At 42.0% G+C, this 15,974-nt stretch carries 14 protein-coding genes, 1 CRISPR repeat array and 1 riboswitch; of the genes, 4 read left to right on the top strand and 10 right to left on the bottom strand.

Going from position 1 to position 15,974, the window contains the following annotated elements:
* The first annotated feature begins 1 nt into the window (after position 1).
* Positions 2–208: riboswitch (cyclic di-AMP (ydaO/yuaA leader) on the top strand.
* A gap of 182 nt (positions 209–390) precedes the next feature.
* Entirely contained in the window at positions 391–1,011 is a 621-nt protein-coding gene (locus tag V7K32_RS18265) for a universal stress protein (protein ID WP_334995308.1), read from the top strand.
* Positions 1,012–1,288: 277 nt separating this feature from the next.
* Here the strand turns inward: V7K32_RS18265 and V7K32_RS18260 are convergent, their stop codons facing one another.
* Both V7K32_RS18260 and V7K32_RS18255 read right to left on the bottom strand, forming a co-directional pair.
* Positions 1,289–1,501: a high light inducible protein gene (locus V7K32_RS18260; protein ID WP_334995225.1), complete on the bottom strand. Its 213-nt coding sequence runs from the start codon at positions 1,499–1,501 to the stop codon at positions 1,289–1,291.
* 123 nt (positions 1,502–1,624) lie between these two features.
* Positions 1,625–1,837, bottom strand: coding sequence for a high light inducible protein (locus tag V7K32_RS18255; RefSeq protein ID WP_334995224.1), 213 nt, complete (start codon positions 1,835–1,837; stop codon positions 1,625–1,627).
* Positions 1,838–2,571: 734 nt separating this feature from the next.
* Between V7K32_RS18255 and V7K32_RS18245 the strand changes: the two genes are divergently transcribed.
* Both V7K32_RS18245 and V7K32_RS18240 read left to right on the top strand, forming a co-directional pair.
* The gene (locus V7K32_RS18245; RefSeq protein ID WP_334995223.1) at positions 2,572–5,709 is read left to right on the top strand and encodes an MFS transporter; all 3,138 of its coding nucleotides are present in this window, start codon (positions 2,572–2,574) and stop codon (positions 5,707–5,709) included.
* Between the two features lie 861 nt (positions 5,710–6,570).
* The gene (locus V7K32_RS18240) at positions 6,571–7,446 is read left to right on the top strand and encodes an extracellular catalytic domain type 1 short-chain-length polyhydroxyalkanoate depolymerase (RefSeq protein WP_334995222.1); all 876 of its coding nucleotides are present in this window, start codon (positions 6,571–6,573) and stop codon (positions 7,444–7,446) included.
* A gap of 12 nt (positions 7,447–7,458) precedes the next feature.
* Here the strand turns inward: V7K32_RS18240 and V7K32_RS18235 are convergent, their stop codons facing one another.
* From V7K32_RS18235 to V7K32_RS18225, 3 genes are all read right to left on the bottom strand, one after another.
* Complete coding sequence (locus V7K32_RS18235) at positions 7,459–8,289, bottom strand: dienelactone hydrolase family protein (RefSeq protein ID WP_334995307.1); 831 nt, start codon at positions 8,287–8,289, stop codon at positions 7,459–7,461.
* A gap of 445 nt (positions 8,290–8,734) precedes the next feature.
* A CRISPR array of direct repeats spans positions 8,735–9,564; the repeat unit is 37 nt; unit sequence ATTGCAATTCATCAAAATCCCTATTAGGGATTGAAAC.
* Between the two features lie 59 nt (positions 9,565–9,623).
* On the bottom strand, positions 9,624–10,145 hold the full coding sequence (locus V7K32_RS18230; RefSeq protein ID WP_334995221.1) for a DUF29 family protein: 522 nt from the start codon (positions 10,143–10,145) through the stop codon (positions 9,624–9,626).
* Between the two features lie 323 nt (positions 10,146–10,468).
* Entirely contained in the window at positions 10,469–11,092 is a 624-nt protein-coding gene (locus V7K32_RS18225) for a class I SAM-dependent methyltransferase (RefSeq protein ID WP_334995220.1), read from the bottom strand.
* Between the two features lie 93 nt (positions 11,093–11,185).
* Here V7K32_RS18225 and hemH point away from each other — a divergent pair, with 93 nt between their 5' ends.
* Entirely contained in the window at positions 11,186–12,352 is a 1,167-nt protein-coding gene (gene hemH / locus V7K32_RS18220) for a ferrochelatase (protein ID WP_334995219.1), read from the top strand.
* A 142-nt stretch (positions 12,353–12,494) separates the two neighbouring features.
* Here hemH and V7K32_RS18215 read toward each other — a convergent pair whose 3' ends face one another.
* The 5 genes from V7K32_RS18215 to V7K32_RS18195 all read right to left on the bottom strand — a co-directional run bounded on the left by V7K32_RS18215 (position 12,495) and on the right by V7K32_RS18195 (position 15,958).
* Positions 12,495–12,836: a DUF5615 family PIN-like protein gene (locus V7K32_RS18215; RefSeq protein ID WP_334995218.1), complete on the bottom strand. Its 342-nt coding sequence runs from the start codon at positions 12,834–12,836 to the stop codon at positions 12,495–12,497.
* Entirely contained in the window at positions 12,833–13,066 is a 234-nt protein-coding gene (locus tag V7K32_RS18210; RefSeq protein ID WP_334995306.1) for a DUF433 domain-containing protein, read from the bottom strand. The genes V7K32_RS18215 and V7K32_RS18210 overlap by 4 nt, the downstream gene beginning before the upstream one ends.
* Before the next feature lie 124 nt (positions 13,067–13,190).
* Positions 13,191–13,751, bottom strand: a complete 561-nt coding sequence (locus tag V7K32_RS18205) for a DUF4126 domain-containing protein (RefSeq protein ID WP_334995217.1) — start codon at positions 13,749–13,751, stop codon at positions 13,191–13,193.
* Positions 13,752–14,070: 319 nt separating this feature from the next.
* The gene (gene purB / locus V7K32_RS18200; RefSeq protein ID WP_334995216.1) at positions 14,071–15,366 is read right to left on the bottom strand and encodes an adenylosuccinate lyase; all 1,296 of its coding nucleotides are present in this window, start codon (positions 15,364–15,366) and stop codon (positions 14,071–14,073) included.
* Positions 15,367–15,406: 40 nt separating this feature from the next.
* The gene (locus tag V7K32_RS18195; protein WP_334995305.1) at positions 15,407–15,958 is read right to left on the bottom strand and encodes a DUF421 domain-containing protein; all 552 of its coding nucleotides are present in this window, start codon (positions 15,956–15,958) and stop codon (positions 15,407–15,409) included.
* Positions 15,959–15,974: the final 16 nt, after the last annotated feature.

Below are 15,974 nucleotides of genomic sequence, written 5' to 3'. Positions count from 1 at the left end.
TTCTAGTGGGTAGCCTAATTCAAATTCATGAAAGCTGCATTTGGAACGGAGGAACCATATTGTGGGGCGTATCTTGCAGAGAGCGGCAATTTGAGAGTAAAAAGTAAAGAATAATTAATCTTTAACTCAGCACTCACCACTCCTAAGAGAGAGACACCTTCCAGTCTTAGCCCGTCAGCTAACTCCGTAGGCAATGGAAGGAACCCCCAAGACTTTGGCTGTAATACAGTTATTATTGGGGTTTCCTTGATTGATTTAAGATTTGAAATTTTGGTTATCGTCACTCAATCTAAAATCCAAAATCCAAAATCCAAAATCTCAAATTGATCGCCCTGCTTCTCATTGTTAACTCATTTCATTGGGAGAAGTAAAACTGTGCAAATTAAGCCAATGTTAGCACGTCTGCAAAGTGCCACAGGCCGAGATGACTTAATTGAACAAATGGTACTATTGCCAGAACCAAAAAAACCTTTTTCTAAAAAACCTCAAAAAACAAGAGCAGTTAATCTTATCGTTGCTTATGACGCATCTCCTAACAGTCATACGGCACTAGATATTGCCTTCTGGATTGCCCATCAAACGCGTTTAGCTACTAATGCAGAAGTCACCGTTCAAGCCGTTTATGTGCTAGAAGACAATTCAAAAAGCCAGTATTCAAATGTCTTGAGCTTACCAATACAACAGCCTGCATTTGAGTGCCAAATCAGTCAAATATCAAAGTCTGCCACACAGGTATTAACTCACCCCAAATTGCAGACAGTGGTAACTCCCCTGCAACAAGCAGATATAATTCTCTGGCAAGCCCGAAGTCTGGCTGAAGAATGGCAAGGTTGCTTCAAATCTCATTTACGGTTTGGCTGCATTTCTAGAGAACTTCAAAAAGTTGTTGAATCAGAAACTGCCGATATTCTGTTTCTCGGTTGCAACTCTGTTAATCATCCGATGATTGAGGCACTAGGTTCTAATTTCCCCTGCGCTGTTTTGGGTATTCCCAGTTGTATTGATGAATAATCACTGTTAAAAATTTCAGTAACTTTTATCCGATTGCAATCATAGATAAGTCACCTATAACTGGGTGGCTTTTTTTGCTAATAAGTAGGTAGAGGTAATTAAATATAAGATTAAACCTCACCCTCAATCCCTCCCCTTATTATTGTCGAGAGAAGCCGGAGGTAGGGTGAGGTTTTATATTTAATTTGACCAACTTACTTAAATAAACTTAATTAATATTATCAAAGGAGGAGCCACTGCGTTGCAGGGGTTCCTCCTAACTTTTTAGCTATTGCTGCTAATAACTAATGATGTGTAGCACGTCACGCAGAACGCTATAACCAGCTAAATCCCACAATAAATAGGCTAGAAAACCAATTGCTGCCAAGCGACCATTCCAAATTTCGGCTTGAGGTGTCCAGCCAAACAGAAATGCATTGCGATCGCGCCCGTTGTATTCTACTGCAACAGGTGGTAAATCAGTAGAAGGAGGAGTTCCTTGAGTTGCCATTTTTTTTCTCCGATATCTAGTAAACTGTTCTACAAATAAACTTGCATAAGCTGGGCGGGCAGGATGCCCACCCTACAAGAGTTATATTTAACTCGATTGGGCAAATTTCACGTGTTTAATGTTCTAGTAACCAACTATGCGTAAAACATCACGCAGAACACTATAACCAGCTAAATCCCAAAGTAAATAGGCTAGAAAACCAATTGCTGCAAAGCGACCATTCCAAATTTCCGCTTGGGGAGTCCAGCCAAACAAAAATTCATTGCGGTCTATGCCGTTGTATTCTTTTGCAACAGGTGGTAAATCAGTAGAAGGACGAGTCTCTTGAGTTGCCATTTTTTTCTCCGATATCTAGTAATGTTTCAAGTGTTTAATCTTCTAATAGCCAATTAAGCGCAAAAGGTCACGAACAACGCTATAGCCAGCTAAATCCCCAAATAAATAGGCAAAAAAGCCAATTATTGCAAAATGACCGTTCCGAATTTTGGCTTGAGGAGTCTAGCCAAACAGAATTTCATTGCGATATTTGCGATTCCATTCTGTTGGAAATAGTGGCAAATCTCTGGAATAACGAGTTGCCATTTTTTTATCCTCAACGATTCATTTCTTAACTTTAATGTAACTGTTTGTAACTAGACTTATTTCTGTCTCTGGGTACAAACCACAACCACCTCTTCTGGACGATTATCAGAAAGGTATTTTTTTAGACAAATCCACCTTGAGAGGGTGACCAAAAACCAATATGTAAATAAATGTAAAGGACTTCTAAAAAATTACAATTCAAACAGAATCAATCGCTACAAATAACCAATTAAAAAGTAAAAACTAGCTATACATAATTAAGATTAGGTGGTAATTTGATTAAAATTCTCACCGAGGGATAAAAAAAGTTATATCTTTCGCTGGATACACTTTTCAATCTTTAGAGAGATGCTTTAAATAACCAAATTCCAGGATTCTGAGCTAATGAGTTAGGTATTGCCATAGGTACAAACATACATAAATACTAAGAGTTGCTTCTCAAGAAAATCTTAATTCCCCAAATTTAAACCTTAGAAGAAGGAAATACAATGTTCCAAAGTACGCAAATCATGCTGGGATTCTACAAACCACTGTTGTGGTTGGCACAGAGTTCATCAGTAGATACCTCAAACGTCACGCCAGCACAGGCATCGGCTCTCATTTCCGGGCCGCACTTTTTTGTGGCTTTAATCTCCGGCGTGATCCTAGCCTTTGCTTTCCAATTAGTTTTAACTAATCTTTCCCTTGCAGCCGGTATTTCCTACCTGGGGAACTCATCTGACTCAAATTCAGATAGTGGGGAAAGTGGGGAAGCGGAAAGTTTGGGCGGTAACATTCGCAAAATTGGCACCGCAGTGGGGCTTTGGACATTAGTCACTGTGACGATCGCCTTATTAATTGCTTGTTTTCTGGCGGTAAAATTGAGCCAGGAAATCTTTAGCCCAGGATTGGGAGCGATTCTCGGTTTGGTGATTTGGGGCGCTTACTTTTTGCTCCTCGTCTGGGTAAGTTCTACTACCGTGGGTTCCTTAATTGGCTCAGTCGTCAATACGGCAACTTCCGGTTTTCAGGCGATTATGGGGACAGCCACCGCCGCACTAGGTGCAAAGGCTGTCAATAACCAAGTTGTCGCAACAGCTGAAGCCGCCGCCGCCGCACTCCGTCGGGAACTAGGAAGCGCTATCGACCCTGGAAGTATCCGGGAAAACATAGAAGATTACTTAGACAAGCTGCGTCCTCCAGAGCTAGATTTGTCAAAGATTCGCAGTGACTTTGAAAATTTACTCAACGATCCGCAATTAAAAGCGATCGCAGGGACTCCAGATATTCGCAACATCGACCGCGAGAAGTTTATCGAGTTAGTCAGCAGCCGCACCGACCTTTCCAAAAAAGATGTTAGCCGCATTGCTGATACCTTGTATAAAGTTTGGCAACAGGTAGTGAGCCAGCAATCACCCACCGAAGACCGCCTGGGTGATTTAATGGATTATCTGAAATCACTTCCAGCAGGACAAAACAAGACAGATGAACTCAATGCCAAACTGGATCGGTTATTAGCAGAAAAGGGTGGTTCCAAAGAAGGTGACCAAAACCAAAAGGCAGGCCAAGGGCCAATGCAAAGTACAATCCAGCAAGCACTATCGGCTTTAACCGCCACTGTGATGGGACGGGCAGATTTGCCTGATTTGGATGTGGAAAAAATCTTGCGTAGTCTCACCACCGCCAAAGATAAAGTCACCCAACAAGCAGATAAGATAGGGTTGCCAACACCATCACAACCCTATAGCCCAATTCGGGCTGATGTCGAAAACTACCTGCACAACACTTATGCTTGGCAAATGAGCCAGGAAAAAATCGCCCAGGAATTTCGTGATGTTCTCTACGACCCAGCAGCTGACCCGGGAATAGTCCGCAGCGAACTAGAACGACTATCCCGCAACGATTTCGCCAATATCCTGCAACAACGGGGACTGCTTACCCAAGCTCAAATTCAGCGCATTGCAGATCAGTTAGAATTTGTCCGCCGCGATGTGCTAGTGACAGTTACAGGTGTCGAAGAAAGAGAAATAGTCCAAGACTTGCAACGGGCAGTGGAAAGTTATCTGCTAGTTACTCCAAAAGCCGATTTGACAGCAGAAGGTATTGAGCAGAATTTCAAACCACTGGTGCAAGACCCAGATGCAGATTATGAAACCCTGACATTGCGACTAGCCCACCTCGATCGTCAGGAAATGCGGGCGATATTGCTGCAACGGAATGATGTCCAGCTATATGAAGTAGACAGCATTCTCGAAGAGTTGGAAAAACAACGCGATCGCGTCTTGGTAGAATCTAAAGGGCTAGCAGAACAGGCGCAATATCAAGCAGAAACCCTGTGGCTGAATGTAGAATCATATCTCCGTAATACAGGAAAATCAGAACTGAATCCTGATGCCATCCGCGCGGAGTTCAAAAAGCTACTGGAAGATCCCCAAGCTGGAATCACCTCAATTCGAGCGCGGTTGTCTCGCTTTGACCGCGATACCTTGGTGCAATTGTTGAGTCAACGGCAAGATTTGAGTGAAGATCAAGTTAATCAAATCATCAATACTACTCAGGAGTCGTGGCATAATATTCGCCAGACACCCCAAGCTGTAGTGGATAAAGCCAAAGAGCAATACGATTCTGTTACTACCACGATCGCAGATTATCTGCGGAATACTGGTAAACAAGAATTGAACCCAGAAGGTATCGGGCGAGATTTGACCAGATTGTTTGAAAATCCCAAAGAGGGAGCCGTAGCACTGCGCCGTCGGTTGTCGCAGGTAGACCGGGATACACTGGTGAAGTTACTCAGTCAACGTCAAGACTTGAGCGAACAACAAGTCAATGAAATCATTGATTCCACCCAAACTTCGATTCGGAACTTTGTGCGTGCGCCTCGGCGTTTAGCTACCCGCACACAGCAAAGAGCGGCAAACTTCAAAGGTTATCTGGAAGAGTATCTGCGCCAAACTGGTAAAGAAGAACTTAATCCTGAAGGTATCAAACGCGACTTGCAACTACTGTTGCACGATCCGCGAGTTGGGGTAGAAACTTTTAGCGATCGCCTTTCCCATTTTGACCGTTCTACCATCATCGCCCTGCTGAAAATTCGGGAAGATATGAGCGATGAAGAAGCGGCGCGGATTGCCGATAACATTGTATCCGTAAGGGATCAATTTGTAGAACAAGTGCGGAATATCCAACGAGGCATTCAAGACGCAATTGACGGGGTTTTTGGCCGCATTCGTAACTATCTCAACTCCTTGGATCGCCCGGAACTTAACTATGATAGTATCAAGCGCGATGTCCGCACATTTTTTGACGATCCGCAAGCGGGATTTGATGCTCTGCGCGATCGCCTCTCCTCTTTCGACCGTGATACCCTAGTAGCTATAATGAGTTCGCGTGACGACATCTCTGAGGAAGATGCCAACGGGATCATTGACCAAATTGAACGGGCCCGCAACACAGTATTGCAACGTGCAGAACGCATACAGCAGGAAGCCCAACGCCGCCTAGAACAGGTGAAACATCAAGCACAGCGTCAAGCGGAAGAAACCCGCAAAGCCGCAGCCACAGCAGCTTGGTGGCTGTTTGCCACAGCATCCGTATCTGCGGTTTTCTCTGCATTAGGAGGAGTCATCGCTGTAGTTACGCAGTAGTTTAACAAGTTTTCTCCGCTAACTTTTAAGCCTCCTACTATGGGAGGCTTTTTTTTGTTTGGGTATCATATCATCTGACAATTCAGATCATCTGGAAAACCTCTCTCGAAAAGTGGGGAGGGAAGACGAAGCGTAGCTTTCTTTGGCTCTTTGGAGTTCTTGAGGTTTAATAAGTAATCAAGCGGACATGGTATAACTATGCCTTTCAGTCATATATGAATATCTTTTACCGCTTTAATTTCAGCAATTAGATAGGTGAAAATAGATTTTATTTAATGCTTTAATATTATTAGATAATTTGCATTAGCCTATTCTCAATAGAGCGCCCCATAATTGCAAGCTCCTCGCTTCCTCTTAGGGGCTTGTGGGTGCAGTTCACTACCTACTCAACTGGAAGCATCCCGTCAGGTGCAAAAACCTTGATAGCCCTCATCCCCTAACCCCTTCTCCCAAAAATGGGATTCGGGGGACTAGAATTATTTCTCCCCTCTCCCATATATGGGAGAGGGGCTGGAAGTGAGGAAAAAGATTTAAGCACTCATTAGGATGCTCCCACTCAACTGAGAACGGCTATAGTTGATCAAACCTTCGGTGACAGCAATGGCAAAATTGTTTTAGCTAAAATCCAAAATGTGAATAAAGTCATGCTGAAATTATGACTTTATTCCATTGTGTATTATTTTTTAGTATTTTAAACTGAGAGCAACACAGCAAAGCAACTGATTGGTGTAACAAACTAAACTTACTGGAAAACTGATAATTAAGAAGATTTGTTCATAAATCAATTTAATTAATATGAAAATCTATCAAAATTCTCGGCTTTTAAAAAAAATTCTAATAGTTCTACTTGGAATTAGTTTATTGACAGCGTGCGATTCCATTCAGGCTGAACAAAAAAGTATAACTAAAGCAAAAATCTTGAATGGTGATAATTATGGAGAACTGTATGACCAAGGAAAGTTACGTACTTACTATTTGTACACTCCAAAATCTTATAATCCAGACCGCCCAATGCCATTAGTTTTAGTGTTTCATGGAGATGAAGGTAATGGTCGGTCTATCAGTAATGTGACTCGCTTCAATGAATTAGCAGATAAGAAAGGATTTATTGTTGTTTATCCAGATGGAATTGACCAAAAATGGAGCCTTAGAGGTAACGCTCAAGGAAGGGTGGATGATGTTTCATTTGTCAATGTTTTGATTAATGATCTTAAGCAGCAAATCAATATTGATAGCCATAAAATTTATGCCACCGGTTTTTCTAGAGGTGCCATACTTACCCAAGCACTAGCTTGTAAGTTACCTGATAAAATTTCTGCTTTTGCATCAGTAGCTGGTTCGCTCCCAGTTAGACTCAAATCTAATTGCCAGCCTCGAACTTCTATATCGATGTTAACGATCAACGGTACAAACGATCGCGATGTCCTTTATGAAGGAGACGATCACACTCAACGAGGAGCGCTGCTTTCTATCTCAGATATGGTAGATTTTTGGCGATCGCACGATCAATGTACTTCATCAAATGAATCTCCTAACTTTTCTAAAGATAAAGTGAAAACCGCTATCTATACTGGTTGTAGTGGCAACTCAGAAGTATGGCAGCTAGCGGTAGTAAACGGCGGACATTTCTGGCCTGGTGGTTCCTCAACTGACAAAAGCCTAAATAAATTCAATGCAAAGCTGGGGCTAAACGCCAGTGAAACAATTTGGAACTTTTTTCAAAGTCACAGTTCCTAAACCGAAACTTTGTTAAACACCATTTTGCTTAAACCACGCCAAAAGACGTTTCCAACCGTCCTTAGCATCTTTCTCGCGGTAGGAAGGGCGATAATCGGCAAAAAAAGCGTGGCCTGCATCGGGGTAGACGATGATTTCAGATTTGCTGGTGCTGGACTTTAAGCCTACGCGCATCTGCTCTACTGTATCAAGGGGAATACTGGTATCTTTCCCACCATAGAGTCCGAGAACGGGGACTGTCAGTTTTGATGCAATATCAATAGGATATTTGGGTTGAAGTTCGGTAGCATCGCCCACAAGTCGTCCATACCAAGCTACACCAGCCTTCACCTTGGGATTATGTGCGGCATATAACCAGATAATGCGACCACCCCAGCAGAAGCCTGTAATTGCCAATTTACCGGCATTACCTTTAGCTGATTTCACAGCCCAGTTTACCGTTGCATCAAGATCGGATAACACTTGGGCATCTGGCACTTTGGCGACAATTGGGCGAATTTCGTCTATGCTGCTTAATTTCGAGACATCGCCTTGACGGATAAATAATTCCGGTGCGATCGCTAAATACCCCAACCGAGCAAAGCGACGGGTGATATCCTGAATATGCTCGTGTACTCCAAAGATTTCTTGAATTACCAGAACAATTGGGAAATTGCTACCAGTAGCAGGTGCTGCTCTATATGCAGGAATTTCGCCATCTTTGACGGGAATTTTCACCGCACCAGCTATCAACCCCTTAGCATCAGTGGTGATGACTCCGGCAGAAATGGGCTGTACTGCTAAGGCAAAACCCGTCGCCACGGTGGCTGTTGCAATAAATTTGCGGCGTGTTATTTCTTGCATCATCTCTACTTTACAATTGGCGAAAATTTTATTGTTGCTTATCCGTACAGTACTACAATGTAAATACTACGGTTTAGGAATCAGTTTACTGTAATATTACATTCGTTTGTTGTCTAAGCGTTCTTTTTATGTGCCTCTTGTCAGGGAAAAGTCAGACGTATAGTCAGCCCCTCCGGGGAAGTCAAAAATCAAATGCGCGGTAGGGTAGGTGTACAAATTCCACAGCCGAAAAAAAGTGCTTCTATCTCAACCCCAGCAAGCATTTCACCCCACTGATGCCCAATTTCCATTCGCGCAATCTCTGAAATGCTTACAGTTAAGTATATTTTAGCCTTCAACCTTTCCCGACACTCTTCCCAAACGAATTCTCTAATGCTATGATTGCTCTTGAATCGCGCAACCGCACCTTGAAAACTAAATATAGCTTGGCTTTCAGGCTCCCGCTATTGCAATTCATCAAAATCCCTATTAGGGATTGAAACTTGTACCAATATTGGAGCGTACATCAACGCTTAATAAGATTGCAATTCATCAAAATCCCTATTAGGGATTGAAACCTAAGATTACTCATATCTTTAGGGGGGAACCAAGAATTGCAATTCATCAAAATCCCTATTAGGGATTGAAACCCCGAAGGTGTGGGAACTGCAACTCCTTCTAAAAATTGCAATTCATCAAAATCCCTATTAGGGATTGAAACACGCTTACCCCAAACAACGGTTCATAGCCATTAAATTGCAATTCATCAAAATCCCTATTAGGGATTGAAACGAAGTCCGGTGGCTCACCGGACTAAAGAAATTAAAGATTGCAATTCATCAAAATCCCTATTAGGGATTGAAACCCTCGGTATTTTGTCGAGCGCATACAAGTGGAATTGGATTGCAATTCATCAAAATCCCTATTAGGGATTGAAACAAAAAACATCTTGGTTGTACCTTGACACAACCAAATTGCAATTCATCAAAATCCCTATTAGGGATTGAAACATAGCGTGGTGAAGGCTTACCAACGCTCGATTATTGCAATTCATCAAAATCCCTATTAGGGATTGAAACTATTAACCGAACCACTATATATAGAAGAAATTAAGAATTGCAATTCATCAAAATCCCTATTAGGGATTGAAACTTTAAAAACTTTTCTTGATTTGCCCCCCAATAAATCATTGCAATTCATCAAAATCCCTATTAGGGATTGAAACTCCACAGCGCACCTCTAAAAACCCACCTCTTGACATTGCAATTCATCAAAATCCCTATTAGGGATTGAAACATCAACAAACAAAAGCTTCTTTTTACCTTTAGCTATATTAATTCCTGTGTCAATTTTTTTTACCGCCTACCTGCTTTCCAATCTTCTCCACCGACTAGCTGAGTTAAATTTTCAGCCACAATTGCGGGTAACTCTTTAGCTGAATAAGAATAAGTTAGCGCTAACAACTTCAAAGCACTCTGAATTATCTGGTTTATATCTAACATTTCAGCAAGTTGAAATTGATTATATACTCCATCCATTACTTCATCGCTAGCATCTGCGATCGCATCCTCAATTACTTCCTCTTCTATGAAATTCTCCCACTCATCTAAATTAATATAGTAAGATTTTTTATGATCTTTGATATTTAACTTTTTAATTTCTCGGATTGAATTACGAATAGAAGCAACCCAAGAATTGGTTAATCGCTGCTCTAGTTGGTTTTTAATTAAATGAATCAGCAGAATCCTTAAATAAGCTTGGATATTCCGCAGAATAGCTTGTTTACTCATGCCTTCTAATTCTTCAACAATTGCCAAGGCATCTGCATAACGTCCTTCCAAAATACTCTTTTTGAGGTCTATTAATTCTTGTGTCATTTTTTTACCGCCTACCTGCTTTCCAACCTTCTCCACCGACTAGCTGAGTTAAATTTTCAGCCACAATTGCGGGTAACTCCTTAGCTGAATAAGAATAAGTTAGCGCTAACAACTTCAAAGCACTCTGAATTATCTGGTTTATATACTTTATTAATAGCAGGTAAGATAAGTAAGTGGGCGCAAATAATTATCACTGGCTCGTAGTTGCGCTAAAGCGCAAGAGGGCGCAACTACGAGCCAAATACAGAGATTTTACTTTTCGTTATATAGTTTGGTTTTATCTTGCCTACCTACTTAACCTCCCATTAATAAAGCAGTATTGTTCACTTTTTAGCTTGTATCACTTGCAAACTACCACCTGCATATAAAGTTGCCTCACTCGCATTAAATCCACTCTCAGTTAACAATCCAGGCAAATCAGTTTTCAGCAATTGCCAAGCTGTTTCCGTCTCAAACAACAACAAAAACACTGATACCCCAGGCCAAAATATCGGATTTGTAGGAGCATGAAAATCCACCAGTGTAAATATCCCTCCTGGCTTCAACACCCGATAAACTTCACTAATAATTTTTCGCAATTGCTCAGGCTGCATCTCGTGTAAAGCAACGCTAGTATGCACCACATCAAATAGATTATCTGCAAATGGCATCTTCTCGGCAAAAGCTTCGAGATAGACTGCTAATGGTACATTTTGCCGCGCCCGTTGCAAAGACTTGGGTGAAGCGTCCAATCCTGTTACATTTTGTGATAATTTTACCAAAAATTGCGTTGTTTGGCCACTGCCGCAACATAAATCTAAAACCTGAGTATCTGAGTGAATTGTTAAACCTTGTAAAGCAAGTTGTCGAAAACGGGCTTCACCACCTACACTTAAGGCTGCTAAACGAGAGATACCATCATACAGCCACTGATAACGGTAACTCCAATCTCTTAAAATTGTTGCCATTGCATATTTCCTTGCTATTAAGCTTTATATTTAATAAAGATATATTATTAACATTAGTAAAAAAACTGAAAAGATTGGGGGAAAGTAACTGCTATGGGTCGTGTAGGCGTCTTATTACTCAATCTCGGTGGCCCCGATAAGCTAGAGGATGTCGGGCCGTTTTTGTACAACCTATTTTCCGATCCGGAAATTATTCGCCTACCATTTCGCTGGTTGCAAAAGCCCCTAGCCTGGTTTATTGCCTCACGGCGAACCAGAACATCTCAAGAGAATTATAAGCAAATCGGTGGTGGTTCTCCACTGCGGCGGATCACAGAAGCGCAAGGGGAAGCTTTAAAAGAACAGTTGGGTTATTTAGGACAAGAAACCAAGATTTACGTCGGAATGCGTTATTGGAATCCCTATACAGAAGAGGCGATCGCACAGATTACTCAAGATAATATAGAACACCTGGTAATATTACCACTATATCCCCAGTTTTCTATCAGTACCAGTGGTTCTAGCTTCCGGCTTTTAGAAAAACTTTGGCAAGAAGACCCAAAGCTTCAACCCATTGATTACACCGTCATTCCTTCCTGGTACAAAGAACCAGGCTACCTGCAAGCAATGGCCCAACTCATAGCCCAAGAACTAGAACAGTTTCCTAACCCGGATGAGGTTCATATATTCTTCAGCGCTCACGGCGTTCCTAAAAGCTACGTTGAAGAGGCTGGCGACCCTTATCAGCAAGAAATTGAGGAATGTACTGCTCTAATTATGCAGACCCTCAATCGACCCAATGCCCACACTTTAGCTTACCAAAGTCGCGTTGGCCCAGTAGAATGGCTCCAACCTTATACTGAGGATGCCCTCAAAGAACTAGGGGCAAAGGGCGTGAAAGATTTGGTTGTCGTGCCTATCAGTTTTGTCTCAGAACACATCGAGACTCTGCAAGAAATTGATATTGAATATCGAGAAATAGCCGAAGAGTCAGGAATTCACAACTTCCGCCGCGTACCTGCTCCTAATACCCATCCAGTATTTATTAATGCACTGGCAAAATTAGTGATTGATGCGCTGAGAAACCCCAGTTTCAAGCTTTCGCAGGCTGCCCAAATGAAAAAAATGGTGAAAATGTATCCACAAGAGCGTTGGGAATGGGGACTGACTACTAGTGCTGAAGTATGGAATGGTCGAATTGCCATGCTCGGTTTTATTGCATTAATCATCGAGTTGATTACCGGTCACGGATTCTTGCACATGATTGGGCTTTTGCAGTAAAAAGTATTGGAGCAGAGGCGCAGGGAGATGAGGGAGATGAGGAGATAAACAAAACTCCTCACTCTTAAGGAAAATGAATTAAATAAAATACAAAGCTTTATCCCGTCTCTAGCTTCCCTCTCCTTGTAAATATTGTAATTGTTTATCGATAATTGCTAATTTCCACAATCATTTCTCCTTGACGTAATTGTTCCACCGCATTAGGCAAAGTAATTGTCAGAAGTTGACGCAAATTACGATTAGTAACATTTCCACAAGTCAACCAAAGAATTTGAGGAGGTATCCCTAGCCGACAAACCAAGTCAACAAAATCACTATCTTTCGTCATAATGATGACATTGGCGATTCTTGCAGCCTCAAAAATTTCTATATCTTTAGCGTCACGTAAACCAATATCTCTTAACGACAAAGCTTCTATGGCAAAAGTATTTGTTACCCAACTTGCCAATGTCGGGGGTAACTGTGCATCAATCCAAAGCTTCATGCTGTCAACCGCACAAAATCAGTCCGTCGTGCAGCAAACAGAAGACAAGCTTGAATATCTTCTGGTTCTAAATCGGGAAAGTCTTCTAAAATTTCGCTAACGGTGACATTTTCCGCTAACATTTCTAAAATGTCACTAACTCTAATTCTCATACCTCGAATGCAAGGACGACCCCCACATTGACCCGGAATTTGCGTAATACGAGTCAATAATTCATTCATTGAGTTAATTAGTTATTTGGCTAACAAATAATATTTTATCATGTCACTAGTTTTGCACTTTGTTTAATCAGCATTCCTAACTATTAACTCAGCATCGGCTAAACCATAGCTATCCGCTAACAGCACTTAGTACTCAGCACTTTTTTGCCCTATTCTTTATTCCCCTGTGATACCAGTCATACCACTGCTTGGCACTACGAAGTGCAAACCAGAGCAGTATTAAAGCAATTAATCCTCCTTGCCAGGGAGCGCCAAAGGCAAAAAGTACTAGAGCAACACACAAGGTATCTTGAAGAAAGACTGCCCACAACGGTAAGCCGCGTAACCGATAGAACCAACCAACTTGAACTAGCTGGAGTACTAAAGCTAACGAACCCCCAATACAGGCAATAATCCAGCTTGGCGTTGCTGTTGCACTAGCTACTGCTAACCCCATAATTGCCCCCACGATGGGAGACATGAATAATTGAACTAGTTGTAGTAATCTTTGCCCCCATAGCTTTTTTGAGGCTAATAATTCAACTAAAGACCAACAGCTGAGGCAGGCGAATAAGATTGGTGGGGAAATGTGAGATAAAATTGGCACTTGCGACCACAAGCTAGTACCCTGCAACAATCCAACGATTAGCAGAGGTGTAGCTATTCTCATTCCTGCCGCCGCCGAAGCTGAAAGTGTGGCTAGGATTTCAATCATGAAAGCACTCGAAGCACTAATAAATAAGTAAATATGTGTTATTCATACTACCCAGTGTTATCAAAAATTCCAGCACCAAATTAACAGTCTTCAGCAATGCAATACTAAAGATTTTTGGTATTTTTATATATTCTTTTTGAATAACAGGTTAGTAGTGAGCGTTTAAGCGCTCACTAAAAGGGACTTCCAAGAAATAAATTACCCAAATAAACGAACCTTATTAGGCACAGAGAACACAGAGGAATGAGGAGGGGAGGAGAGAGTTTTTTCGTCTGTTTTTGGGTATTTTTTTATTTGGAAGTCCCCAAGCAAATTAATCTTAAATTCCCAACCGTTGATAAACCTCTTCTAAATGGCTCAGATGCTGCTGGGGGTCAAAACAGACTTCTAGTTCTGCTGGGGACAACTTTTCGGTAACGCGAGGATCTTTGCTAATCAAGTCTTGGAAATTACCTTCTGGCTTGTTCCAAGCGGCGTGAGCGCTTTCTTGAACCATCGCATAAGCTTCTTCTCGGCTGCTTCCCTTGTCTATCAAGGCAAGCAGGACTTTTTGACTGAACACAACGCCGCCGTAGCAGTTGAGATTTCTTTCCATGTTTTCAGGATAAACCAATAGGTTTTTCACCAAATCGGTTATTTCTATTAACATAAAATGCATCAAAATGCAAGCATCTGGCAAAATTACCCGTTCTACAGAACTATGGGAAATATCCCGCTCATGCCAGAGAGCGACGTTTTCTAAAGCTGCACCTGCATGGCTTCTGACGAGTCGCGCCATTCCCGTCAGGCGTTCCGAACGGATGGGATTGCGCTTGTGTGGCATTGCGGAGGAACCTTTTTGACCTTTGGCGAAGAATTCTTCAACTTCGAGAACGTCTGTTTTTTGTAGATTGCGAATTTCTACAGCAAAACGTTCGATGGATGCCGCTACTAAAGCTAATTGTTGCACATAGTCGGCGTGGCGATCGCGGGAAATAACTTGAGTTGAGGCTGTATCGGGTTTGAGTCCGAGTTTTTGGCAAGCGATCGCTTCTACACGCGGTTCAACGTTAGCATAAGTTCCCACCGCACCAGACATTTTACCCACAGCGATCGTTTCGTGGAGAATTTTCAGGCGTTCTTGGTGTCGCAACACTTCTGCTAACCAGCCAGCTAGCTTGAACCCAAAAGTAATCGGTTCAGCATGAATACCATGCGATCGACCAGCCATCACTGTATGACGATGTTCCCCTGCTTTTTGGCGAATTACCTGAATCAAATCTTCCAAACGTTGCAATAATATATCCAGGCTGGCAACTAATTGCAGTGCTAAAGCTGTATCCAAAACATCCGAACTAGTTAAACCCAGGTGAATATAGCGTCCGGCTTCACCTACATATTCGTTGACGTTTGTCAAGAAAGCAATAACATCGTGGCGGACTACAGCCTCAATTTCCAACACCCTATTGGGATCAAAATCTGCCTTGGCCTTAATTTCCTCAACCGCCTCAGATGGAATGTAACCTAGTTCAGCTTGAGCCTCGCAAACAGCAATTTCGACTTGCAGCCAAGTTTTTAGTTTATAGGCTTCACTCCATAGATTAGCCATTTCGGGCAAAGTATAACGCTCAATCACGGTTCGGCACAGAATACAACCGTCATATTTTACAGTTTAATTAATGTATATCGCTTTTTACTATTGCTTTTTGCTCAGGGACGGGACTAGTTTTGGAGTCGAAGGTGATGATACTAATCCTGCCGTCAGCCTCCATATATGCAAACTTCACATCTGCTAAAAATTCTACACCTTGCTGGCGTAACTTGCTCATCAACTCATCCTCTGTAATTAACTCTCGTTGCAAATGACGCTCAATCATCCGACCATTTTTTATTAATAGCAGTGGTGGCTGATTCAGAAAACGTTGGAACCGGGGTATTTTATAGCCCAACCAGTTCAGCAAGTAACTCCAAAAAATCACAGTTCCTACTAGGATAGCGCCTTCAGTAATCGATGTATAATTACTCACCATAGCATTTTGGGCAGCTTCAGCAAATAGCACAACTACGAGTAAATCAGTGATTCCTAGTGTTCCTAGTTGTCGGCTAGGAAGCATGCGTAGCACTGAGAACAGCGCTAAATAAACCAGCGAACCACGGATAATTAACTCAAAGATGCTGATGCTAGGAACAAAGATTGCTTGCCAATTGATAAAAAACCATTTTTCGATTAGCACTGATTTTCTT

The organism is Nostoc sp., assembly GCF_036917635.1.
In the GTDB taxonomy this organism is placed as follows: domain Bacteria; phylum Cyanobacteriota; class Cyanobacteriia; order Cyanobacteriales; family Nostocaceae; genus Nostoc.
The sequence above is the reverse complement of the archived record's forward strand: the minus strand, read 5'-3'. Positions and strand labels throughout refer to the sequence as shown.